Origin of the sequence: Nocardioides sp. SYSU D00038 (genome assembly GCF_016924665.1) — a bacterium.
GTDB lineage: Bacteria > Actinomycetota > Actinomycetes > Propionibacteriales > Nocardioidaceae > Nocardioides.
This window is the reverse complement of sequence record NZ_JAFFJT010000019.1, coordinates 62,444-77,852: the sequence shown is the minus strand read 5'-3', so window position 1 is coordinate 77,852 and position 15,409 is coordinate 62,444. Positions and strand designations below refer to the sequence as shown.

Genomic DNA, 15,409 nt, shown 5'->3' with positions numbered 1-15,409 from the left:
TGCTCCTAGTCCCAGTCGAGGCCGCCGCGGCGCCACACGTAGGCGTAGGCGACGAAGACGGTGGCGATGAAGATGACCATCTCGACCAGGCCGAAGAACTTCATCGCGTCGAAGTGGACGGCCCAGGGGTAGAGGAAGATGATCTCGATGTCGAAGACGATGAACATCATCGCGGTGATGTAGTACTTCACCGGGAAGCGGCCGCCGCCCACCGGCTGCGGCGTCGGCTCGATGCCGCACTCGTAGGAGTCGAGCTTCGCCCGGTTGTAGCGCTTGGGCCCCACGAACGCGCTCATCGCCACCGATCCGACGGCGAACAGAGCGGCGAGGGCCGCCAGTACGAGAACCGGCGTGTAGAGCTCCATTGCTGCGACGTTCCTTCCCTGGATCGACGCCCACTTGTGTGCTTGTGAACGCAATCACTAAGTAGCGCGGGTCACAGTCTGCCACTCCTCCGGCACGCCGTCACGCGCGGGGGGTGACCCCCTGAAAGCGGTCCTGACCTGCACATTTTGCGCACGGGAACGTTGCCTAATTGGCACCCGTCGTGACCTGCCCAGACGGGTCTCAGACGGCCTGTGCCATCAGGCAGTGGCGCGGTGCAGGGCGACGATGCCGGCCGAGAGGTTGCGCCACTCGACGTCGCGCCAGCCGGCCTCGGCGACCAGCGCGGCCAGCCCCGCCTGGTCGGGCCAGGCGCGGATGGACTCGGCGAGGTAGACGTAGGCGTCCGGTGACGACGACACCGCCCGGGCCACCGGGGGCAGCGCGCGCATGAGGTACTCGACGTAGACCGTGCGCAGCGGGGCCCAGGTCGGGTGGCTGAACTCGCAGACCACGAGCCGGCCGCCGGGGCGGGTGACCCGGCGCAGCTCGCGCAGGCCCGCCGCCGGGTCGACGATGTTGCGCAGGCCGAACGAGATCGTCACGGCGTCGAAGGTCGCGTCGGCGAACGGCAGCAGGGTGCCGTCGCCGGCGGTGAACGGCAACGCCGGGCGGGCCCGCTTGCCGACCTGGAGCATGCCGAGGGAGAAGTCGCACGGCACGACGACCGCGCCGAGGTCGGCGAAGGGCTGGCTCGAGGTGCCGGTGCCGGCCGCCAGGTCGAGCACCCGCTCGCCGGGCCGCGGGTCGACGGCCGCGACCACGTCGCGCCGCCACCGGCGGTCCTGGCCGAGCGAGAGGACGTCGTTGGTCACGTCGTAGCGGCGTGCGACCGCGTCGAACATCCGGCGTACGTCGGTCGGCTGCTTGTCGAGGTCGGCTCGGGCCACGAACGGGAGCGTACGGCCCTATCCTGTGGCGGTGACCGGCGCCCGGTCCGGCGATGCAACCGAATCGTCCGGCCGGGCGTCATCTGGGTGTCACCTCCCACGACTCACCTCAGGACCTCACCATGACCACCTTCCGCCGCGCCGCCCTGGGCGCGCTCACCCTCCTCCTCGTGCTCGCCTCGGGCTCGCTGCTGACCGCCGCCCCGGCGACCGCGGACGAGATCCCGGGCGACGGGGCCACCGCCGCCCCGACGTTCTTCGCCAAGCCGGGCGACCAGGGCATCGAGGTCCGCCGGGTGCAGGCCCGGCTCAAGCAGCGCGGCCTGTTCGTCCCGGACGTCAGCGGGTTCTACGGTCCCGAGACCACCGCCGCGGTGAGGGTCTTCCAGCGCCGCAACGGCTTCCCGGTCACCGGCAAGGTCAACAAGCGCACGATCGTGAAGCTGCGCAAGCTCACGCGCGCCCCCGGCCCCCGCGAGCTGCACGCCCGCGGCGGCTCCAACCGCCCGGGCCGCCTCGACGGCCGCTGCCGCACCGGCCGGGTGCTGTGCATCGACAAGTCCTCGCGCACCATCCGTTGGATGGTCGGCGGCCGCGTCGTGCTGTCGATGGACGTCCGCTTCGGCTCCAGCGCCACTCCGACCCGTGAGGGCGTCTACTCCGTCTTCCGCAAGAGCCGCGACCACGTGTCGTCCCTCTACGGCTCGGCGATGCCGTTCGCGATGTTCTTCTCCGGCGGCCAGGCCGTGCACTACTCCAGCGACTTCGCCGCGGTCGGCTACAACGGCGCCTCCCACGGCTGCGTCAACGTCCGCAACCGCCCCGGCATCGAATGGCTCTACGACCAGGTCCGCACCGGCGACCGGGTCGTCGTCTACTGGAGCTGACGTTCCCCGCTGGTTGAGGAAGTCGCGCTAGCGACTGTCTCGAAACCCCGTACGCCGATAGCCCTCCCGTCCCCACGGGAGGGCTATCGGCTCACCGGGTAACGAGTGAAGGACTTCGTACTTCCTCAACCAGCGAGCTGCCGCGCTGCCCGGCACGGAGGCGGCGGAGCGACGGGCGGCGTTCGGCACGTGGACGGCGGCGTGGCGCCGAAGACCACGACAGGGCACCGCAGGGCAGGGTCCGGCGACACGGCAACGAGTGCCGGACGACGTCCGGCGCGCAGCAGCCGCAGTGCCCACCCACGCGCGGCCCCCCGCACCCACCCCCACCCACAGTCAGCCCCCACCCGAGCCTCATCCCCGGAGTCGCCACGCACGGGAGGGCGTGCGGCTCACCGGGTAACGAGTGAAGGACTTCGTCCTTCCTCAACCAGCGGTGGCCGCAGGGACTCGCTGCTCGACCAGCGGTGCCCGTCCGCGCACGCGTCGGGATGCCGCGCTGCCCGGCACGGAGGCGGCGGAGCGACGGGCGTCGTTCGGCACGTAGACGGCGGCGTGGCGCCGAAGCGGTGGCCGGGGCACGGCAGGGCAGCGACCGGCGACACGGCAACGAGTGCCGAACGACGTCCGACGCGCAGCAGCCGCAGTGCCCACCCACGCGCGGCACCCCGCACCCCACCCACTGTCACCCGCGCCCCGGATCACACCCCAGGGAGTCAGCCCCCGCCCGAGTCCCGTCCGCGCGGTCGCAGCTACGGAAGGCGTTCGGCTCACCGGGTCTCGAGGCTCAGGCCTGGCGGCCTTCGCACCTCGACCAGCGCCCGGCGTTCGGCTCACCGGGTCTCGAGGCTCAGGCTTGGCGGCCTTCGCACCTCGAGCACCGTAGGTCGCACCGGCGAGGCGGCAACCAAATCGCGGTCCGCGGCGTCACCCTGGGGTGAGAGACCTCCACTTCCCCTCCAGGAGCCCTCGATGACCTCCTTGCGCCGTGCGGCGCTGGGCCTGCTCACGCTGGCCCTGCTCGCCACCACCGCCTTCGCCGTCGGCTACGCCCAGCGCCAGCAGGCGCGCGCCGACGCGCCGGACCCCGAGCGGGTGGTGGTGCCGGTCGCCGACACCCCGGACGACGTCCCGACCGTGGCGGCCCCGGAGCCGGACCCGCCCCGCGGGCCCCGGCCCGACCCGGCGAGCCAACCCGGGCCGACCGTGCTCGGACCCGGCGACGAGGGGCCGGCGGTGCGCGACCTGCAGGCCCGGCTCAAGCAGCTCGCGTGGTACTCCGAGGACGTCGACGGCGTCTACGGCGACCACACCGTCGAGGCGGTCGAGGGGTTCCAGGACAAGCGGGGCTTCCCCGTCACCGGCGAGGTCGACCAGCGCACCCTGAAGCGGCTCCGCTCGATGAGCACGACGCCCACCCAGGAGCAGCTGCACAACGGCAACGTCAACCAGCCCGGCCGGCTCGATCCGCGCTGCCGCACCGGGCGCGCGCTGTGCGTCGACAAGAGCAGCCGCACCCTGCGCTGGGTGGTCGACGGCGAGGTGCGCAAGACCGTCGACGTGCGGTTCGGCTCCGACTACACCCCCACCCGCGAGGGCGTGTTCGAGGTCTACCTCAAGAGCCGCGACCACGTGTCGAGGCTCTACGACACCCCGATGCCGTTCGCGCTGTTCTTCTCCGGTGGTCAGGCGGTCCACTACTCCGCCGACTTCGCGGCCACCGGGTACGGCGGCGCGTCGCACGGCTGCGTCAACGTGCGCGACCGCAGCGGGGTGGAGTGGCTCTTCGACCAGGTGGAGGTGGGCGACCGGGTCGTCGTCTACTGGTCCTGAGCGGCGGCTCAGGAGGCGACGGCCTCGGCGACCTCGTGGAGGAGCTCGACGGTGTCGTCGACGCTCTGCTGCGAGGTCGACACCTGCACGGTGCGCTCGCCGGCGGGGGCCTGGCAGCTGACGCCGAGCGGGGTCTCCGGCTCGGGCTGCGAGTCGTCGTCGGCCGAGACCGCCTCCCAGTTGACGACGCAGACCGCGTCGTCCTCGCGCACCAGCTCGGTGGGCGCCCTCTTGGTGCGGATCACCTCGGGGTCGGCGATGCCGTTGGGCGGGCCGAACGCCCGGCCCGGCCCGGGGAAGACGGTGGCGATGACGAACCGCTGGCGCTCCTCGTCGGCGTAGGCCCGGAACCCGACGGGTGCGTCGTAGACGTCGCGGTAGGTGTCCTGCACGTACTCGGTGGCGGTGGCCTGGGTCTCGGCGTACTCCGCGGCGTCGTCACCGCCGGGACCCACGGTGTCGACCGCGCTCCACCCGCCCGCCAGCTCGTCGGGCAGGTCGACCGACCCGCCGTCCTCGTCGTACAGCCGGGGCAGGCCGACGGCGAGGCCGACGACCACGCCGAGCACGAGCAGCCCGGTCACGATCGGGAGGACGCGGGCGCGCAGGAAGTCCGATGCCATGGGCGTGACGTTACCCACGCGGGGAGCCGGGCGCGTGCGGGGGATCACCCGTCGCTGAGTAGTCTCGACCCGTGACGACGACCGCGCCGACCCCGGTCTCGCGGCTGTTCACCCGCACCGTCCGTGTCGACCTCGACGCCGGCGCCTCGCTGCTCGACCTGCTGCCGGCCGACGCCCCCGTCTCGTGGCTGCGCCGCGGCGACGGCCTGGTCGGCTGGGGCAGCGCCGCCGAGGTCCGCACCCGCGGCGCGACCCGGTTCGCCGAGACCGCGAAGTGGTGGAGCGAGACGTGTGCGCAGGCCGAGGTCGACGACCGGGTGGGCGAGCCCGGCACCGGCCTGGTCGGCTTCGGCACCTTCGGGTTCGCCGACGAGCCGGGCGACTCGGTCTTCGTCGTCCCCGAGGTGGTCGTGGGCCGCCGCGGCGACGTCGCCTGGATGACGACGACCTCGCGCGAGGGCCACGTCACCGGCGTGCTGCCCGACGCCGCCGACGCCCCCGCCGCCCCGGCCGGGGTGGTCTTCGCCGACGGCGCGCTCGACGGGGAGCAGTGGATGTCGGTGGTCGCCGACGCGGTGACCCGGATCGCCGCCGGGGAGCTCGAGAAGGTGGTGCTGGCCCGCGACCTGGTGGCGACGTGCGCGGCCCCGGTCGACGTCCGCTGGCCGCTGGCCCGGCTGGCCGCGGACTACCCCATGTGCTGGACCTTCCACGTCGACGGCCTGTTCGGCGCCACCCCCGAGCTGCTGGTGCGGCGCGAGCGCGGCCTGGTGACCTCGCGGGTGCTGGCCGGCACCATCCGCCGCACCGGCGACGACGGCCGCGACCTCGCCCTCGCCGCGACGCTGGCCCGCTCCTCGAAGGACCTCGAGGAGCACGAGTACGCCGTGCGCTCGGTCGCCGACGCCCTCGAGCCCCACTGCTCGTCGATGAACGTGCCCGAGGCGCCGTTCGTCCTCCACCTGCCCAACGTCATGCACCTGGCCACCGACGTCGCGGGCGTGGTCCACGACGCCGCGACGGTCTCGTCGCTGGAGCTGGTGGCCGCCCTGCACCCCTCGGCCGCCGTCGGCGGGACGCCCACCCCCGTCGCGACGGCGCTCATCGCCGCGATCGAGGGCATGGACCGCGGCCGCTACGCCGGCCCGGTGGGGTGGATGGACGCCGACGGCGACGGCGAGTGGGGCATCGCGCTGCGCTCGGCGGAGGTCACGGGCGAGACGGTGCGTCTGTTCGCGGGGTGCGGCATCGTCGCCGACTCCGACCCCGAGGCCGAGCTCGCCGAGTCGCAGGCGAAGTTCGTGCCGGTGCGCAACTCCCTCGAGGCCTGAGCCGCGGTCAGGTCCAGGTGTGGCCCGCCACGATCACCGCGATGCCGGCGAGCGCGGCGTACAGCCCGAGCGTGAGTCCGGCGCCGATGCCCTGCCAGAGGCTGACGTGCACGGCGAGCTCGCCGTCCGGGCCGGGCGCGACCGAGAACGGCACCGAGCTGATGCACAGCGCGTCGGCGGTGCGACGCGGGTCGGCCAGCACCACGCCGCCGGCGTAGGGCAGGCCCTTGAGCACGAGCCGTCCGGGCGCCTCCTCGACCTCGAAGGCGACCTCCGAGCGCACCCCCTGACCCGTGTAGGCCCGGGAGGTGGTCCGCCACCCGCGGGCCTGGCGCATCGGCACGTTGGTGTAGCTGGTGCTGGTCGGGCTGGTGGTGACGTCGGTGACCGTCGCGACCTTGCCCCACCGGAGCACCCGCATCCGCTGGCGGTGCAGCCGCCAGCGGTAGCCCACGACGACCGCGAGCACCAGGCCGAGCATCACCGGCAGCCCGGCCGGCAGGAAGATCCACAGCGCCAGGGGGGCCACGACCACCATCACCACGGTGAACAGCTCCCAGCCCCGCCAGGCGAACAGGCCCAGGTGCATGACCGCCGGCACCCGCCGCGGGGGCGCCGCCAGCGGCAGGTCTTCCCCGCTGCTGCGGGCGTACGACGCTCCGGCGGTCGGCGCGCCGGGCGGGGGACCGTAGACGGGTTCGGGCATGGCCGCATCCTGACGGGCCGGGGCCGCCGGAGGGAAGCACCCGGCTTCCCTGCGTCGCTACTGAATGCTATTCAGTGGTCATGGCCCACGAGGCGATCGTCATCGGCACCGGCTTCGGCGGGATGGGTGCGGCCATCGAGCTCAAGCGCCAGGGCATCCACGACCTGCTGATGCTCGAGCGCGAGGACGACCTCGGCGGCACCTGGCACGTCAACCGCTACCCCGGCCTGGCCGTCGACATCGCCAGCGTCACCTACTCCTACTCCTTCGAGCCCAACCCGTGGTGGTCGCACTGGTACGCCCGCGGCCCCGAGCTCAAGCGGTACGCCGAGCACGTCGCCGACCGCTACGACCTGCGCCGCCACATGCGGTTCGGCACCGCCGTGGAGGGTGCGACCTGGGACGAGGCGGCGCAGGAGTGGGAGGTCGCTACCGCGGGTGGCGAGCGGCTGCGGTGCCGCTACCTGGTCGCCGCCACCGGCTTCCTCTCCCAGCCGAAGCTGCCCGACATCCCCGGCGTCGAGCAGTTCGCCGGCGCCGTCGTCCACACCAGCGCCTGGGACGACGACGTCGAGCTCGACGGGCGGCGGGTCGGCGTGATCGGCACCGGCGCCACCGCCGTGCAGCTGGTCCCCGAGCTGGCCGACCGGGCCGGACACCTCACCGTCTTCCAGCGCACGCCGATCTGGGTCACCCCCAAGCTCGACCACCGGATGCCGCGCCTGGTGCAGCAGCTCTTCGCGCGGGTGCCGCTGACCCAGCGGGTGGCGCGCACCGTCAACACCACGGTGCTCGAGCTGGTGATGATCGCGGCGGTGCTGCACTACCGCCACGCCCGGTTCCTCAACGCCGCCGCCGCCGCGATCGCCCGGCGCCACCTGCGCCGCCAGGTCGCCGACCCCGAGCTGCGCCGCAAGCTCACCCCCGACTACTCCTTCGGCTGCAAGCGCCCGACGTTCTCCAACGACTACTACCGCACCTTCACCCGCGACCACGTCGACCTCGAGACCTCCACCATCACCGAGATCACCCCCACCGGCGTCGTCACCGACACCGGCACGGTCGACCTCGACGTGCTGGTGCTTGCGACCGGCTTCGACGTCTGGGACACCAACTTCCCGGCGATCCGGGTCACCGGGCGTGACGGCAAGGACCTCGGCGGCTGGTGGCGGTCCACGCGCTTCCAGGCCTACCAGGGCATCGCGGTGCCGGGCTTCCCCAACTTCCTCAACCTCGCCTCGCCGTACTCCTACTCCGGCCTCTCGTTCTTCACCACCGTCGAGGGCCAGATGAAGCACCTGGGCCGCCTGCTGGGCGAGGTACGCCGCCGCGGCGCCACGACGTTCGAGGTCAGGGACCCCGCCAACGAGGCGTTCCTCGGCTGGGTCACCGAGCGGCTCCGCGACTCGGTGTTCACCGTGGGGTCCTGCGCCACCGCCCGCAGCTACTACTTCAACCAGCACGGCGAGCCCGCCCTCCTCCGCCCCAGCTCCACGATCCAGACCCACCGCACCGCCGAGACCTTCCCGCTCGACGACTACGCGTACGCGTAGGGCCGCTCCAGCGCTGGTCGAGCACCAGCGCCAGCGAGCGTCGTCGAGACCCGGCGAGACGACGACCCTCCCTCAGGCACCGCGAGCGACTCGGCGACCGCCGCTGGTCGAGGAAGGACGAAGTCCTTCACTCGTTGCCCGGTGAGCCGACAGCCCTCCCGTCCCCACCGGAGGGCGTTCGGGTGCAGGGCTTTCGAGACAGTTGCTAGCGCAACTTCCTCAACCACCGGCGGTTCGCCAGCGCAACTTCCTCAACCACCGGTGAGTGGCTAGAGGTCGGTGCCGTCCGGGAGGCGGACGTAGGAGAGACCGTCCCGGGTGAGGAAGCGGTCGAGGTGACCGTCGACGACGCCGAGGCCGGCCTCGGAGTAGACGCGGTCGTGGATCGCGACGTTGCGCGGGGCGCGGACCTCGCGGGCGAACTCCACCCCCTCCGAGGCCTTCATCCACGGCGCGCAGACCGGGAGGAGCAGGACGTCGACGTCCTCGCCGGGGGCGGTGAGGGCGTCGCCGGGGTGGTAGACCTTCGCGTCGCCGGCGGTCACGACGTAGCCGCTGTTGGCGAAGCGCGGGAGCTCGGGGTGGATCACCGCGTGCAGCTCGCCCACCGCGCGCACCGGGAGGCCGGGGTCGAACGACTCCCCCGGCGCCACGACCACGACCCGCTCGGCGACGTCTGGTGCCTCCCGGGCGAGGAGGGCGGCGACGGCGTCGATCGTGTACACCGGTGCGGTGCTGCGGCGCAGCGTGTCGACCAGCACGTGGTCGGGGTGCTCGTGGGTGATCAGCACCGCGTCGGCGCCGTCGACCGAGTCGGGCTCGGACCAGACCCCGGGGTCGAGCACCAGCGTGGTGCCGTCGTGCTCGATCCGGACGCAGGAGTGGCCGAGCTTGGTGATCCGCATGGGTTCGACGATAGAGCGCCTACCGCGGGGCCAGTGCGCGCAGCCGCTCGTCGAGGTCGCGGCGGCCGGTGCGGTCGACGACGGCCTCCACCACCTCGACCCCTCCGTTGGGCGAGGCGAGGGCCTGCTCGAGGGCGGCGGCCGAGTCGACCCGCAGGTGCGGGGTGCGGGTGGCGGCGCACAGCGCCTCGAGGTCCACGCCGTGGGGCGTGCCGAAGAGCCGCTCGAACGCCGACGCGTACGCCGGCGCCCCCTGCTCGAGCATCGAGAAGATCGAGCCGCCGTCGTCGTTGACCACGACCAGCGTGAGGTCGGGCCGCGGCTCGTCGGGGCCGAGCACCAGCCCGTTGCTGTCGTGGAGGAAGGTGACGTCGCCCATCAGGGCCAGGTTGCGGGTGCCGTGCGGCCGGCCGAGCGCGGCACCCAGCGCGGTCGAGACGGTGCCGTCGATGCCGGCCAGCCCGCGGTTGGCCACCACCTTGCGCCGCTCGCCGACCGGCCAGGGTCGGGCGGCCAGGTCGAGGTCGCGCACCGGGCTGGACGCCCCCACGACCAGCAGGCCGCCGGACGGCAGGGCCCGGGCGACCGCGCCCGCGACGGCGTACGGCGTGAGCGCGGGCTCCTCGGCGAGCAGCCGGTCGACCGCCAGCCCCAGCTCGCGGTCGGCCCGCTGCCACGAGGCCAGCCAGTCGGGGTCGTCGGTGGCCTGGTCGGGGTGGGGGTCGCCACCGACGATGGTGCCGGTGACCGGGAACGGCCGCCCGGCCCAGGCCCCGCGGGCCGGGGCCGCCAGCACCTCGACGTCGCGGCGGGCCAGCAGCCGGCTGACCGGCCGGCTCAGGGTGGGGTGCCCGTGCACCACCACCCGCTCGACGCTGCGGCCGAGCGGCCCCTCGAGCAGCAGGCGGTAGGTGCGCAGCGCGTGGTCACCGGTGCGGGCGCCGCTGCTCGGCTCGGCCAGGAGCGGCCAGCCGGCGGCCTGGGCCAGCAGCCGCGCGGGGGGGCCGGCGTCGTCGCCGGCGACCACGACCGTGCGCGGCCCGAGCGGCACCGGGGCGGGTTCGGTGGCCCGGGGCCGGGGGCCGTCGGACCGCTGGGCAGGCGCGGCCAGCGGACCGGCGGCGGGTGACCACCCCGGCGCGATCAGCGGCTCGTCGAGCTGCACGTTGAGCTGCACGGCCCCCGGGTGCGCCAGCAGCGTGGCGAGCTCGGCGGGGGCGTCGAGGTCGGCGGCGGGCACCAGCGGCCCGAAAGCCGCCGCCTGGTCGGTGGTCTGGTTGGCGCCGGTGCCGCGCAGCCGGGCGGGCCGGTCGGCGGTCACCAGCACGAGCGGGAGCCCGGCGTGAGCGGCCTCGAGGGCCGCGGGATGGAGGTTGGCGACCGCGGTGCCGGAGGTGCAGACCACCGCGGACCGCGCCCCGGTGCGGGTCAGGCCGACGGCGAGGAAGCCGGCTGAGCGCTCGTCGATCCGGGTGTGCAGCCGCACCCGGCCCGCGACGGCCGCGTCGTGGACGGCGAACGACAGCGGGGCGTTGCGCGAGCCCGGGCACACCACGACCTCGGTGACGCCGGCGGCGACCAGCTGGTCGACGACCGATCGGGCCAGCTCGGCGGCGGAGGAGGTCACGACGGCCGATCCTCCCCCATCACGGCGCGGACCTCGGCGAGCCGGGCCTCCCAGTGCGCCACCCGGTTGGGGGCGGCCGCGAGCTCGGTGAGCCGGTCGGCGTCGACGGCCGGCGCCCCCACCGGCAGCTGCCCGTCGACCGGCAGCAGCGGCTCGGTCACCAGGTCGGCGGTGAGCAGCTGCACGGTCGCGAGCCCGCAGGCGTACGGCAGCTCGGGCAGCGCGGCGGCCAGGGCCACCCCGGCGGCGATGCCCACCGACGACTCCAGCGCCGAGGAGACCACGACCGGCAGTCCGATGTCCTCGGCGATCCGCAGGCACGCCGCCACCCCGCCGAGCGGCTGCACCTTGAGCACGGCGACGTCGGCAGCCTCGAGCTCGCGCACCCGGTAGGGGTCGTCGGCGCGACGGATCGACTCGTCGGCGGCGACCGGCACCCCTACCCGGCGGCGTACGGCGGCGAGCTCCTCGACGGTCGCGCACGGCTGCTCGACGTACTCGAGCCCGCCGGCGGCGCGGTCGAGCACCCCGATCGCGGCGACCGCCCCGTCGACGTCCCACAGCCCGTTGGCGTCGACCCGCACCCGCCCGCCGGGGCCGAGCGCGTCGCGCACGGCCTCGAGCCGAGCCTGGTCGTCGCCGAGCGACTGGCCGGGCTCGGCGACCTTCACCTTCGCGGTGGTGCACCCGCCGACGCGGACGATCTCGTGGGCACGCTGGGGATCGACGGCCGGCACGGTGACGTTGACCGGCACCCGGTCGCGCACCGGCGCCGGCCAGGCGCCGGCCGCGGCTTCCTCGGCGCAGCGCAGCCACGGTGCGGCTACCCGAGCGTCGTACTCCAGGAACGGGCTCCACTCCCCCCACCCGGCGGGGCCCTCGACGAGTATGCCCTCGCGCACGGTGATGCCGCGGAAGCGCGTGCGCATCGGCACCGACCACACCCTCACGCCGGCCGTCCCGTCACGAGCGCCCGCAGCGCGACCCGGTCGGGCTTGCCGTTGGGCAGCAGGGGTACGGCGTCGACCGCGACCAGCTGGCGCGGCGCCCAGGAGCGCGGGTGCCGCTCGGCGACCCAGGCCCGCGCGGAGTCGAGGTCGAGGTCGCCGGCGACGAAGGCGACCAGCCGCTGCCCCCACTCCTCGTCGGGCACGCCGAGCACCTCGACCTCGCGGACGCCGGGGTGGTGGCGCAACCGGGCCGCGACGGCGGGGGCAGGCACGTTGACGCCGCCGCTGACGACCACGTCGTCGACCCGGCCGAGCACCTGGAGCCGTCCGTCGTCGTCGAGCCGTCCGGCGTCGGAGGTGCGGAACCACCCGTCGACGAGCACCTCGGCGGTCAGCCCCGGGTCGCCGTCGTAGCCGGCGAAGAGGGTGGGGCCGCCCACCCGGATCCGACCGTCGGCCTCGAGCGCGACGGCGACCCCGTCGAGCGGCACGCCGTCGTAGACGCAGCCGCCGCAGGTCTCGGCCGAGCCGTAGGTCGCCACGACGCGGATCCCGGCGTCGGCGGCCCGGGCCCGCAGCGCGGGGTCGACCGGCCCGCCCCCGAGCAGCACCGTGGTCGCGGCCAGCCACCCCGCCTCGCGGGGGTCGTCGAGTGCCCGGTGCAGCTGGGTCGGCACCAGGGAGACGTAGTCGACCGGTGGGGCGTCGGCCAGCCGGCCGCCCTCGGGCAGCACCACCGGCTGGTGGCCGGCCACGAGCGAGCGGACGACGACGAGCAGCCCGGCGACGTACGACGGCGGCAGGGCCAGCAGCCAGCGGCCCGACCCGCCCAGCCGTCGCTCGGTGGCGACGACCGAGGCGAGCACCGCGGCCCGCGGCAGGATCACCCGCTTGGGCCGGCCGGTCGAGCCGGAGGTCTCCACGACCAGCGGCTCGGGCTCGACGGGGGCGTCGAGCCAGGCGGCCAACGAACCGGCCAGCGCCGCGGCGACCTCGTGCGGCGTCCCTCCTGGCTTCACGTCACCGAGGCTATGCCTGCTTGAATCAGGCCTCGTGGCAACCCCTGCTCAGTGGCTCGCCGGCGCCCGGCCGCGCACCTTCCCGGCCGCGGTCTCGCCGGTGCTCGCCGGCACCGCCGTCGCCGCCCACCTCGACGGGGCGGTCGCGTGGCGGGCGGCGCTCGCGCTGGTGGTGAGCCTGGCGCTGCAGGTCGCGGTCAACTACGCCAACGACTACTCCGACGGCGTGCGCGGCACCGACGACGACCGGGTCGGCCCGATGCGCCTGGTGGGGTCCGGGGCTGCCCAGCCGGCAGCGGTGAAGCGCGCCGCCTTCCTGGCCTTCGGCGTCGCCGGCGTCGCCGGGGTGGTGCTCGCCGCCACGACTGCGTGGTGGCTGGTGGCGGTGGGCCTGGTGTGCGTGGTGGCCGCCTGGGCCTACACCGGCGGCTCGCGCCCCTACGGCTACCTCGGGCTCGGCGAGGTGATGGTGTTCGTGTTCTTCGGGCTGGTGGCGGTGGTCGGCACGACGTACGTGCAGACCCGCACCTGGGAGGAGGCCGCGGTGGCCGCCGCGGTCGGCGTCGGCGCGCTGGCCTGCGCGATCCTGGTCGTCAACAACCTCCGCGACATCCCCACCGACACGGTCGCCGGCAAGCGGACGCTGGCGGTGCGCCTGGGCGACCGCCGCACCCGGCTGTTCTACCTGCTGCTCGTGCTGGTCGCCGCCGCCGCGGTGGTGGCCGTGGCCGCGACCACGACCTGGTGGGGCCTGGTCGGGCTGGGCTTCCTCGTGGTCGCCGCGCCCGGCGTGCGCACGGTGCTGGACGGCGCGACCGGTCGCGACCTGGTGCCGGCGCTGCAGACGACCGGGCTGGCGCAGCTGGCGTGGGCGGCGCTGGTCGCCGTTCCCCTCCTCAGCGGCCTGGGTTGACCGGCGGGTCGTCGTCGGCGTCCTCGCGCGACTTCATCTCCTCGAACGCCCTGGTCGCCCGCTGGGCACGCTGCTCGACCCGCTGCGCGAACTCCTGGCGGGGGCGCTGCAGCCACACGTACGACAGCAACCCGCTCACCACGAACGAGATCACGATCGCCGGCAGCACCTGCACCTCGTCGGCGACGAGCAGCCAGACGCCGCCCACGATCGCGAACGTGCCCACCAGCAGCAGCAGGCGCAGGGCGGTGTAGACGACGAACGGCTTCATGCCACCAGCCTAGGCCGTGCCCGCGTCCGGCCGGGCGCCGCCGCCCGGCCCCGGGTCACCACGCGCGGCCTACGATGGAGGCGTGCTGAAGCTCCTGCTGGTGGTGCTCGTCTTCGCGGCGATCACCTACGCGACGATCCGGGTGATCGAGCGCCGCGGCCTGCTCCCGCAGCAGCCCCGCCGGCGCCCGCAGCGCCCGGCCCGCCCGGCCCGGCCGGTGGCCCCGGACGACGACGAGGACTTCCTGCGCGACCTCGACCGCCGGCGTCGGCACCCCGAGGATCCCGAGTCACCTGCCTGACGCTCTCGCTGGCCGGCGGGTTTTGTTACCGACCCGTGGACTTCCCGTGGTCGGATCGTGTCGGCCGGTCTCGTAGCGTTCTCGGTGTCGGACCAGGACCGGGGGGTCCCGGGCCGGCGGTGGCCAGGACGTCGTGCATCCGGGGGGATCACGCAGCGTCCGGCCTCGACAGCGGAGACCCGCTCAGGTGACATCGGGGGGTGCGCCTGAGCGGGCTTTCTGCGTCTCGTGCCCGCGGTCGTCGTGCGCGACCTATGCTCGCGACCGTGACGGAGCAGCGCGGCGACCGGCCCGGCCCCGAGGCGGCCGGCGACGAGGCCGAGGGCGCCGACGACCTGCTGGGACGCTGGCTCGAGCACCACGAGCGCGATCCGGAGCGCCGCCCGGCCCGTGCCCCGGCGCCGGAGGCCGCACCCGAGCCACCCCGCCCGGCCCCCGCTGCCGGGCCTGACGACTCCGGTTTCGAGCCGGTGCTGCTGGCCTCGGTGCGCCGGCGCCTGGAGCAGGAGGCCCAGGCCGACCCGGCCGCGGAGCGCCGCGGACGGCTGCGCCGGGCCCGTCGGCAGGCCCCGGCCCCCGATCCCCTGACCGATCCCCTGCCCGAGGTCGAGCCCGAGGCGGAATCGACCGAGGAGCTGCTGGCCCGGCTGCGCGCCGAGCCTCCGGCCCAGCCGGTCGTCGAGAACACCGTCGAGGCCGCGGCGCCGGAGCCCGAACCCGAACCCGAGGCCCCACCGACGCGCCCAGCACGCCGCGAGACCACGACCCCGGTGGCCGCCATGCCGGCCGTCTACGACTTCCGCCCGCTCACCGTGGCGCGGACGGCGACCACGCTGCTGCTGCTGGCCGGGCTGGTGCTGACCGGCGTCCTCGGCTGGCAGGCGTGGCAGGAGCGCACCGCGGTGAGCACGGGGCTCGCGGCCATCGCCGCGGTCGCCACCCTCGCGGTGTGGGCGGTGCGGACCTCCTCGCCGGTGACCCGCCTCCAGGTGCGCACCGGCCAGCTGGAGGTCCGCCGCCAGGGCGACCGCTTCGTCTTCGACCTGGCCGGTCACTACACCCCGGTCGAGGTGATCGGCCAGCCCGGTGAGCGCCGCTGGAAGGTGCTGTTCCTGCGCCGCGGCATGCCGCCGTTCGTCGTCGACCGCACCATGGTCGACCCGCACGACTTCATGCGGGTGCTGCGCTTCTTCCGGCCGGAGCGGGAGTTCTAGCC

General features: G+C 74.6%; 16 protein-coding genes. 7 read left to right on the top strand and 9 right to left on the bottom strand.

Annotated features, from left to right (window positions below; translation table 11 throughout):
- Window positions 1-5: 5 nt before the first annotated feature.
- Both JT721_RS11960 and JT721_RS11955 read right to left on the bottom strand, forming a co-directional pair.
- Window positions 6-365 carry an NADH-quinone oxidoreductase subunit A gene (locus JT721_RS11960; RefSeq protein ID WP_205473367.1) on the bottom strand — a complete coding sequence of 120 codons (360 nt, stop codon included), beginning with the start codon at window positions 363-365 and terminating at the stop codon, window positions 6-8.
- Between the two features lie 219 nt (window positions 366-584).
- Complete coding sequence (locus JT721_RS11955) at window positions 585-1,274, bottom strand: demethylmenaquinone methyltransferase (RefSeq protein WP_205473366.1); 690 nt, start codon at window positions 1,272-1,274, stop codon at window positions 585-587.
- 122 nt (window positions 1,275-1,396) lie between these two features.
- Here JT721_RS11955 and JT721_RS11950 point away from each other — a divergent pair, with 122 nt between their 5' ends.
- Window positions 1,397-2,161, top strand: a complete 765-nt coding sequence (locus JT721_RS11950) for a L,D-transpeptidase family protein (RefSeq protein ID WP_240340615.1) — start codon at window positions 1,397-1,399, stop codon at window positions 2,159-2,161.
- Between the two features lie 972 nt (window positions 2,162-3,133).
- Window positions 3,134-3,994, top strand: a complete 861-nt coding sequence (locus tag JT721_RS11945; protein WP_205473364.1) for a L,D-transpeptidase family protein — start codon at window positions 3,134-3,136, stop codon at window positions 3,992-3,994.
- A gap of 8 nt (window positions 3,995-4,002) precedes the next feature.
- On the opposite strand, the gene JT721_RS11940 is transcribed toward JT721_RS11945, so the two are convergent.
- The gene (locus tag JT721_RS11940; protein WP_205473363.1) at window positions 4,003-4,617 is read right to left on the bottom strand and encodes a hypothetical protein; all 615 of its coding nucleotides are present in this window, start codon (window positions 4,615-4,617) and stop codon (window positions 4,003-4,005) included.
- A 71-nt stretch (window positions 4,618-4,688) separates the two neighbouring features.
- Here JT721_RS11940 and JT721_RS11935 point away from each other — a divergent pair, with 71 nt between their 5' ends.
- A complete protein-coding gene (locus JT721_RS11935; protein ID WP_205473362.1) occupies window positions 4,689-5,948 on the top strand; it encodes an isochorismate synthase MenF in 1,260 nt (419 codons plus the stop codon).
- A 7-nt stretch (window positions 5,949-5,955) separates the two neighbouring features.
- Here the strand turns inward: JT721_RS11935 and JT721_RS11930 are convergent, their stop codons facing one another.
- Window positions 5,956-6,654, bottom strand: coding sequence for a hypothetical protein (locus JT721_RS11930; RefSeq protein ID WP_205473361.1), 699 nt, complete (start codon window positions 6,652-6,654; stop codon window positions 5,956-5,958).
- A gap of 80 nt (window positions 6,655-6,734) precedes the next feature.
- Between JT721_RS11930 and JT721_RS11925 the strand changes: the two genes are divergently transcribed.
- Window positions 6,735-8,207: an NAD(P)/FAD-dependent oxidoreductase gene (locus JT721_RS11925; protein WP_205473360.1), complete on the top strand. Its 1,473-nt coding sequence runs from the start codon at window positions 6,735-6,737 to the stop codon at window positions 8,205-8,207.
- A gap of 269 nt (window positions 8,208-8,476) precedes the next feature.
- Here JT721_RS11925 and JT721_RS11920 read toward each other — a convergent pair whose 3' ends face one another.
- Genes JT721_RS11920 through JT721_RS11905 form a run of 4 tightly spaced genes read right to left on the bottom strand, consistent with a single transcriptional unit; the run spans window position 8,477 to window position 12,708 of the window.
- Window positions 8,477-9,112: an MBL fold metallo-hydrolase gene (locus JT721_RS11920; protein ID WP_205473359.1), complete on the bottom strand. Its 636-nt coding sequence runs from the start codon at window positions 9,110-9,112 to the stop codon at window positions 8,477-8,479.
- A 19-nt stretch (window positions 9,113-9,131) separates the two neighbouring features.
- The gene (gene menD, locus JT721_RS11915; RefSeq protein ID WP_205473358.1) at window positions 9,132-10,739 is read right to left on the bottom strand and encodes a 2-succinyl-5-enolpyruvyl-6-hydroxy-3-cyclohexene-1-carboxylic-acid synthase; all 1,608 of its coding nucleotides are present in this window, start codon (window positions 10,737-10,739) and stop codon (window positions 9,132-9,134) included.
- The gene (locus JT721_RS11910) at window positions 10,736-11,674 is read right to left on the bottom strand and encodes an o-succinylbenzoate synthase (protein WP_374220884.1); all 939 of its coding nucleotides are present in this window, start codon (window positions 11,672-11,674) and stop codon (window positions 10,736-10,738) included. The genes menD and JT721_RS11910 overlap by 4 nt, the downstream gene beginning before the upstream one ends.
- Window positions 11,675-11,685: 11 nt before the next feature.
- A complete protein-coding gene (locus tag JT721_RS11905) occupies window positions 11,686-12,708 on the bottom strand; it encodes an AMP-binding protein (RefSeq protein WP_205473356.1) in 1,023 nt (340 codons plus the stop codon).
- Between the two features lie 34 nt (window positions 12,709-12,742).
- On the opposite strand from JT721_RS11905, the gene JT721_RS11900 reads away from it, so the two are divergent.
- Window positions 12,743-13,621, top strand: a complete 879-nt coding sequence (locus JT721_RS11900; protein ID WP_205473355.1) for a 1,4-dihydroxy-2-naphthoate polyprenyltransferase — start codon at window positions 12,743-12,745, stop codon at window positions 13,619-13,621.
- Here JT721_RS11900 and JT721_RS11895 read toward each other — a convergent pair.
- Window positions 13,605-13,892 (bottom strand): DUF4229 domain-containing protein, encoded by a 288-nt coding sequence (locus JT721_RS11895; RefSeq protein ID WP_205473354.1) that lies wholly within the window; start codon window positions 13,890-13,892, stop codon window positions 13,605-13,607. The genes JT721_RS11900 and JT721_RS11895 overlap by 17 nt on opposite strands.
- An 82-nt stretch (window positions 13,893-13,974) precedes the next feature.
- Here JT721_RS11895 and JT721_RS11890 point away from each other — a divergent pair, with 82 nt between their 5' ends.
- Window positions 13,975-14,193, top strand: a complete 219-nt coding sequence (locus JT721_RS11890; RefSeq protein ID WP_240340613.1) for a hypothetical protein — start codon at window positions 13,975-13,977, stop codon at window positions 14,191-14,193.
- A gap of 266 nt (window positions 14,194-14,459) precedes the next feature.
- Entirely contained in the window at window positions 14,460-15,407 is a 948-nt protein-coding gene (locus tag JT721_RS11885) for a hypothetical protein (protein ID WP_205473353.1), read from the top strand.
- Window positions 15,408-15,409 lie beyond the last annotated feature (2 nt).